The organism is Mitsuaria sp. TWR114 (assembly GCF_007997345.1).
In genome coordinates this window covers 1-5,505 of the sequence record NZ_VOSR01000450.1, presented here as the reverse complement: position 1 = coordinate 5,505, position 5,505 = coordinate 1, and the positions used below count along the sequence as shown (strand labels likewise).

The 5,505-nt window shown below is 71.1% G+C and carries 4 protein-coding genes and 2 pseudogenes; 3 read left to right on the top strand and 3 right to left on the bottom strand.

Annotated elements, in window-relative coordinates; translation table 11 throughout:
- Together FUT87_RS16285 and ppa are read left to right on the top strand one after the other, a co-directional pair.
- Positions 1–301: NAD(P)-dependent oxidoreductase (locus tag FUT87_RS16285; protein WP_310735227.1), on the top strand; the 301-nt coding region annotated here is incomplete at its 5' end.
- A 130-nt stretch (positions 302–431) separates the two neighbouring features.
- A complete protein-coding gene (gene ppa / locus FUT87_RS16280) occupies positions 432–971 on the top strand; it encodes an inorganic diphosphatase (RefSeq protein WP_091722714.1) in 540 nt (179 codons plus the stop codon).
- Between the two features lie 126 nt (positions 972–1,097).
- On the opposite strand, the pseudogene FUT87_RS31745 reads toward ppa, so the two are convergent.
- A pseudogene (locus FUT87_RS31745) lies at positions 1,098–2,968 on the bottom strand (GNAT family N-acetyltransferase).
- A gap of 256 nt (positions 2,969–3,224) precedes the next feature.
- On the opposite strand from FUT87_RS31745, the pseudogene FUT87_RS16270 reads away from it, so the two are divergent.
- Positions 3,225–4,106, top strand: a pseudogene (locus FUT87_RS16270) (malonyl-CoA decarboxylase domain-containing protein); the annotation flags it as partial.
- Between the two features lie 71 nt (positions 4,107–4,177).
- On the opposite strand, the gene FUT87_RS31740 reads toward FUT87_RS16270, so the two are convergent.
- Positions 4,178–4,546 (bottom strand): FHA domain-containing protein, encoded by a 369-nt coding sequence (locus FUT87_RS31740; protein ID WP_404935411.1) that lies wholly within the window; start codon positions 4,544–4,546, stop codon positions 4,178–4,180.
- Positions 4,534–5,505 (bottom strand): serine protease (locus tag FUT87_RS16260; RefSeq protein ID WP_147241689.1); only part of this gene is annotated, 972 nt, incomplete at its 5' end. The genes FUT87_RS31740 and FUT87_RS16260, both read right to left, overlap by 13 nt.

The window sequence follows — 5,505 nt, the reverse complement described above, 5'->3', positions numbered from 1 at the left end:
GGCGGTGCTGGACGCGCTGGGCCCGCGCGGCTTCCTGATCAACGTCGCGCGCGGCCGGCTGGTGAAGGAGGCGGACCTGGTCCGCGCGCTGCAGGAGCGGCGCATCGCCGGTGCCGGCCTGGACGTCTTCGCGGACGAGCCCAACGTGCCGCCGGCGCTGCTGGACATGGACAACGTCATGCTGCAGGCCCACCGCGCCAGCGCCACCGAAGAGACGCGCGCGGCGATGGGACAGATGGTGCTGGACAGCCTGGCCCAGGCGCTGGCCGGCGAGCGGCCGGCGCACAGCCTCACCACCTGAGGTGGCGCGGCGGGGCGCCCCAACGGGGGGCGACCCTGCGTGATGGGGGAGGGCGTCAGTGCCGGTTCAGGCGACCCTCTAGAATCGCGGTTTTCCCGGATTCCTCCGGATTCACTCGCCGTCCACCACCATGAGCCTGCACAAAGTCACCCCCGGCGCGAAGGCGCCCGAGCAGTTCAACGTCGTCATCGAGATCCCGATGAACGCTGACCCGATCAAGTACGAGGTCGACAAGGAAAGCGGCGCGCTGTTCGTCGACCGCTTCATGACGACGGCCATGCATTACCCCTGCAACTACGGCTACATCCCGCAGACGCTGGCCGATGACGGCGATCCGGTGGACGTGCTGGTGATCACGCCGTTCCCGCTGACCCCCGGCGTGGTGGTGACCTGCCGCGCCATCGGCGTGCTGCAGATGGACGACGAAGCCGGCGGCGACGCCAAGCTGCTGGCCGTGCCGACGACCAAGATCCTGCCGATCTACGAGCACTGGACCAAGCCCGAGGACATCAACCAGATGCGCCTGAAGGCGATCCAGCACTTCTTCGAGCACTACAAGGACCTGGAAGCCGGCAAATGGGTGAAGGTCAAGGGCTGGGAAGGCCCCGAGGCCGCCAAGAAGGAAATCACCGACGGCCTGGCCAACTACGCGAAGGCGCAGCAGGGCTGAGGCCCGCTTGCCGCAGCCGCCGCCCAGCGCGGCGGTCCGCGGCCTCGACGCAGGAAGCGCCCCGATTCAACCGGGGCGCTTTTCATTGCGCGGCCGGTTCGCGCGCGTTCCGCGATCGTCCCGCGCTCAGCCGCCGGCGGCCTTGAACGGCTGATGCCGCTCCAGCTCGTCGATGTACTCGTCCATCGCTTGGCCCTCGCGCTGGAGGAAATCGGCGACCGCCTCCCGGAACTGCGGATGCGCCAGCCAGTGCGCCGAATGCGTCGCCACCGGCATCAAGCCGCGCGCCATCTTGTGCTCGCCCTGCGCGCCGCCCTCGAAGCGGCGCCAGCCGTTCTCCAGGCACCAGGCCAGCGGCTGGTAGTAGCAGGCGTCGAAATGCAGGTGGGGGATGTAGCGCGTCGAGCCCCAGTAGCGCCCATACGCGGCGCGCTGCGATTCGTCGATCGCCACCAGCGAGGCCGCGACGCGCTCGCCCTGATCGTCGCGGGCCACGAACATCAGCCAGTGCGCCGGCATGTCCGTCGCCATGCGCGCGAAGAAGTCGCGCGTCAGGTAGGGCTTGTTGCGATGAGCCAGGTAGGTCAGCGTGTAGCACTCGTAGAAGAAGTCCCAGTCCGCCGCCGTGATCGCGGCGCCGCGCAGGGTCTCGAAGCGGATGCCGGCCTCGGCGACCTTGCGCCGTTCCTGCTGGATCTTCTTTCGCTTCTCGCGCTGCAGCGTCGCGAGGTAGTCGGCGAAGGCGCGCGGCTCGCCGTCCCCCGTCCAGTGGAACTGCACCTGCTGCCGCGCCAGCCAGTCGTCGCCGGTGAGCGCGCGCTGGTCCTGCTCGTCACCGAAGAGCACATGCACCGACGACAGTTCGGAGCGCGCCGTCAGCGCGCGCAGCGCCGCGGGGCTCAGCGTCTTCGGCGCCAGTCCGCCGCGGCGGGCAATGTCCTCGAGCAGCACCTCGACCAGCGATTCGATGTCCTCGGCCCGCTCGCGCAGCGACGGCAGGCGGATCGGCAGCACATGGAGCCGGTAGAACAGGTCGGCACGGAATTCCCCGCGCCGCACCATGGCCTCGAGGTCGCGGCTGGTGGCGGCGATGACGCGCACGTCGACCTTGACCACCTCGTTGCTGCCCAGCGGCTCGAGCTCCTGCTCCTGCAGCACGCGCAGCAGCTTGGCCTGCAAGGCGGGCGGCATGTCGCCGATCTCGTCGAGGAACAGCGTGCCGCCATCGGCCAACCGGAACTTGCCGTCGCGTCCCTTGCGCTCGGCGCCGGTGTACGCGCCGGGCGCGACGCCGAAGAACTCGGCCTCCAGCAGCGTCTCCGGGACCGCGGCGATGTTGACCGACACCAGCGGCTTGCCCGCCCGCCGCGAGGCCGCGTGGATCGCATGGGCCAGCAGCTCCTTGCCGGTGCCGGTCTCGCCCAGCAGCAGCACCGTCGCATCGGCCTGCGCGACGCGGCGCGCCTGCCGCTTGACCTCGACCGCCGCGGGGCTCGCGCCGACGAAGTCGATGATGCGGTGCTTGGGCCGGCGGTTGCGCGACTGCTCGGCGGCCAGCTGGCGACGCGTCTCGTCGAGCTCCGCCTGGAGGCAGGCGAACTTGTTCATCAGCGGCTGCATCGTCGTCTCGGGATGGTCGAGCAGCACCATGCCCATCGCGCCGATCACCTCGCCGCCCGGGCCGCGCAGCGCAGCCGGCTGACGAGGAAGGTGCCCGCCTTGTTGGTCAGCAGGTCCACCAGGATGGGCTGGCCGGTGTCGATGACCTGCGCCATCAGCGTGTTGGGCACGACCTCCTCGACGCGGCGGCCGACGAACTCGGACTCGTCGCGGAAGCCCAGCGCCGGCAGGAAGCGCTTGTAGCCCTCGCTGATCCAGACGACGCGGTGCGCGCGGTTCACCACCATCGCGCCCTGGGCCGTGCTGGCCAGCACGTCGAACATCGACTGCGCCGCCAGCCGCAGCACCGCGTCGGCATCCTGCGGAATGTCGTTCATGGCTTGTCTCCTTGGCTGCACCCAGGCCGCTCCTGGGCGAAGCGTCCGGGCCCTGTCCGGGGCCGTGTTCGGGGCCGTTTCCGGGGCCGTGTCCGGGTCGAGCCGCCACTGCGTGAGGCCGCCTCGGATCTGATGCGAGGCAATGTAGCAGCCGGCCCGGCGGTGCGAGGGCCATCCCGCCCGCACGCCCGCCCTGGGGATTCCCTGAGGCGGCGGCCTGCCCGCGTCGCGGCCGATCCAGCTATAAACCGCCCTCATGGCCATCGTGGACTCCTGGACTTCGGCGCGCGCGGCAAGGCAGGTACTGGCCTTGGCGCGCAAGCTCCTGTCCGAGCGCGGCCAGGCCAACAGCCTGGGCCTGGCGCAGGACCTGATCGGCCGCATGGGCGCGCTGCCTGCGCCCGCCTGGCCGGCTGTCTTCGACAAGCTGGCCGCCGATTTCAATCCCGAGCCGGCCGCCGTGCTGCGCGCCGCGCAGGCCTACGCCGACGCGCCCGGCACCGAGACGCTGCGCGCGCTCACCGAGCTCAGCGAGCCGCCCCGGCAGGAGCTGTTCCGGCGCCTGAACCGGGCGCCGGGCGGCACCGGCACCCTGGTGCGGATGCGGCGCCGGCTGCTGGAGGGCCTCAAGGCCCATCCCGACTGGCGCATGGTCGACGCCGACCTGCTGCACCTGCTGTCCTCCTGGTTCAACCCGGGCTTCCTGGAGATGCGGCAGGTGGACTGGAACTCGCCCGCGCGGCTGCTGGAGCAGGTCATCCACCACGAGGCGGTGCATGCGATCGACGGCTGGGACGACCTGCGCCGGCGCCTGCTGCCGGACCGGCGGCTGTTCGCCTTCTTCCATCCGCAGCTGCCCAGCGAGCCGCTGATCTTCGTCGAGGTCGCGCTGCTGGCGGACATGCCGGACGCGATCGCGCCGCTGATCGCCAAGCGCGCCGAGCCGCTGCCGGCCAGCAGCTACAAGACCGCCGTCTTCTACTCGATCAGCAACTGCGAGCCGGGCCTGCGCGGCGTGTCGCTGGGCAACTTCCTGATCAAGCGCGTCGCCGAGCACCTCAAGCGCGAGCTGCCGCGGATCAAGCAGTTCTGCACGCTGTCGCCGCTGCCCGGCTTCGCCGCCTGGCTGCAGGGCCTGTCGTCGCTGGACGAGCTGGCGGGCCTCAAGCCGGCGCAGCGCGAGCGCGCCGCGCAGGCGGTTGTTGAGCATCACGTCCTCGAGGGAGGACGCGGCGCGGGGCCGACCGCGCTCGAGGACGAGGCGCTGCAGGCCGACCTGCGCCAGCGCAGGAGCGCCGACGACGGCCAGGCCGCGCGGCTGCCGGCGGCGATCCGGTCGCCGTCGAGCCAGCCGCCGTTGTGGCTGGGCAGCAGCTCCAGCACCGGGCCCGAGGCGGCCGGCGCCGCATCCGTCCCGGCGTCGTCCCAGTGCAGCAGCGCATGGGCGCCGGCCAGGTGCGGATCGGCCAGCACCAGGTCGCAGTCGGGCGAGCGCCCGATGCGCAGCGGCCAGGCCCGCACCTTGTGGGTTTCCCGGCAATGACCGTCCCGGTCGACGATCTCGATCACCGCGTCCATGCGAATCCTTGCAGGTAATGACGCGTCAGCTGGGTGGCATTCGCGAAGCTGACGCCGCGGGCGTCGAAGCGGCCCAGCGCGCCCTCGGTCGCGGCGTCGACGTTGGTGACCAGCACCGTCAGGTCGAACAGCCCGTCGAGCTTGCGGTAGGCGCGCAGGCAGGCGACCGCGCGCAGCGGCGGGCCGTCCTTCTGCTGGACGAAGTCCTCGCGGCAGTACGGCGCGGTGCGGTCGCGGTCGGGACCGCCCAGGCGCTCGTTGCGGAAGCTGGCCGAATAGATCGTCGAGAAGCGGACCGCGCCCAGCTTGCTGCCGTCGTAGACCTCCTCGGTCACGCCGAAGTAGCCGGTCTGCAGGGACTCGCTGATGAACAGCGCGTGCTCCATCCGGCATTGCGTGCGCTGCATCTGCAGGCCCTGCGCGTCCGCGGAGGTGCCGCTGCCCCAGCAGCGCATGTACTGCTCCTGCGGGATCGGGAAGCGGTAGCGCGGGTGCGTCAGCGTGCGCCAGGGCTGGGCCAGGAAGTTGCGCGACAGCTCCTCCTGGTAGGCCATCAGCTGCTCGCGCAGCTTGGGCCAGGCCGCGCCCTTCATCGGCGCGGCGTCGCGGCTGCGCGCCAGCAGCGCGGCGGCGTGCTGCGCCGGCACCAGGAAGCTCATCTGCTGCGCGAAGATCATCGTCGACACGTTGATGCCGACGATCTCGCCGTCCTCGTCCAGCACCGGGCCGCCGCTCATGCCGGGGTTGATGGAGCCGGAGTAGTAGATCAGCGGATCGAAGCTGCGCTCGACCAGGCCGTTGTAGGTGCCCTCGACCACGGCGAAGGCGACGTCGTGCGGGTTGCCCATCGAGTAGATGCGCTCGCCCTTGGCGAGCGGCTGGTCGGCCTTGCGGAAGGCCAGCGGCGTGGCCGTCATGCGCGCGACGACGCCCTTGGGATCGGCCTTGGCATCGCCGCC

Excerpts from the sequence above, each read along its gene's own strand:
- ppa (WP_091722714.1), top strand. The coding sequence starts at position 432 with ATGAGCCTGCACAAAGTCACCCCCGGCGCGAAGGCGCCCGAGCAGTTC.
- FUT87_RS31740 (WP_404935411.1), bottom strand. The coding sequence starts at position 4,546 with ATGGACGCGGTGATCGAGATCGTCGACCGGGACGGTCATTGCCGGGAA.